Source organism: Enterobacter cloacae complex sp. S3, from assembly GCF_014930495.1.
Lineage (GTDB): Bacteria > Pseudomonadota > Gammaproteobacteria > Enterobacterales > Enterobacteriaceae > Enterobacter > Enterobacter asburiae_B.
The window spans coordinates 1-1465 of the sequence record NZ_JADBRD010000067.1 but is presented as its reverse complement, the minus strand read 5'-3'; the positions used below and the strand labels follow the sequence as shown (position 1 = coordinate 1465).

1 protein-coding gene and 1 pseudogene are annotated in these 1465 nt (G+C 50.7%); one reads left to right on the top strand and one right to left on the bottom strand.

Annotation, left to right across the window (positions count from 1 at the left end; all coding sequences use genetic code 11):
• Positions 1-401 (top strand): annotated as a pseudogene (locus tag IM317_RS22965) (IS1-like element IS1X2 family transposase); the annotation flags it as partial.
• 10 nt (positions 402-411) lie between these two features.
• On the opposite strand, the gene silS reads toward IM317_RS22965, so the two are convergent.
• Positions 412-1465: copper/silver sensor histidine kinase SilS (gene silS / locus IM317_RS22960; RefSeq protein ID WP_193362535.1), on the bottom strand; the 1054-nt coding region annotated here is incomplete at its 5' end.

Here is a 1465-nt window from a genome sequence, read left to right as displayed (position 1 = left end):
TTGACGTCATTGTTTGCGCGGAAATGGACGAACAGTGGGGTTACGTCGGCGCTAAATCACGCCAGCGCTGGTTGTTTTACGCGTATGACAGGATACGGAGGACGGTTGTGGCGCACGTATTCGGTGAACGCACGTTGGCCACGCTGGAGCGTCTTCTGAGCCTGCTGTCGGCCTTTGAGGTCGTGGTATGGATGACGGATGGCTGGCCGCTGTATGAATCACGCCTGAAGGGAGAACTGCACGTTATCAGCAAGCGATATACGCAGCGAATTGAGCGGCATAACCTGAATCTGAGGCAGCACCTGGCACGGCTGGGACGGAAGTCGCTGTCGTTCTCAAAATCGGTGGAGCTGCATGACAAAGTCATCGGGCATTATCTGAACATAAAACACTATCAGTAAGTTGGAGTCATTACCGGGTTTCCGGGATCATTTTCTCCAGTCTGGGCACGGATAAGATAAAACGCGTGGAGCGTACGTCTGATTCCACCTGCACTCTTCCGTGATGTGCTTCCACGATTGACTTCACAATCGCAAGGCCGATGCCGCTGCCTTCTCCTTTTCGTTGTCTGGATGGATCCACCCGATAAAAACGGTCAAACAGCCTTGATAAATGTTCTTCAGGGATCGGTTTCCCCGGATTTTCAATCACAAGGTCAAAAAAGCTCTCCTGCTCTCTTATTGAGACGGTGATTGCCTGTCCCTCCGGGGTATAACGCAGGGCATTGGATAACAGATTATTGATCGCCCTTCTGAACATTTGTGGATCTCCCTCAACCAGGCAGGGCATCCCGTCAAATTTGAGCGTGATATTGCGTTCTTCGGCCCAGGCTTCGAAAAACTCGAAGACTTTCATGACTTCCGCTCTGAGGTCAAACATGACCCTGTCAGGTATCAGCTGATTATTGTCTGCCTGCGCCAGGAACAGCATGTCGCTGACCATTTTGGTCATCCGGTTATACTCTTCCAGGCTGGAGTAGAGGACATCCTCAAGTTCCTTCTGGGTTCGATCCTGACTCAGCGCGATTTCAGTCTGTGTCACCAGATTGGTGATGGGCGTTCTGATCTCGTGCGCGATATCGGCAGAGAAATTGGCCTGGCGGGTAAAGACATCCTCAATCTTTCCAATCATATGATTGAACGAGATAACCAGTTGCTCCAGCTCAATGGGAACCCGTGTCGGTTCCAGCCGCGCATCAAGATTCTCGGAGGTGATGCTTTTAATGGCATTGCTGACATTACGAAGGGGCAGATGCCCCTGACGGACAGCGATGCGAATGATCAGAACAATCAGCAGGCTTATCACAACAGCGATTGCAATCAGATTTTTTTTCAGCGCATCAAGGTAATGGAGATGGAAATTAATGGAGAGGCCAGTCAGCATGACATAGTTCTGCTGTTTGCCCTGAAATATCGCCTGGCCAGAGGAGGCGATAATCCGGTATGTTTCCATCTTCATTCCGGAC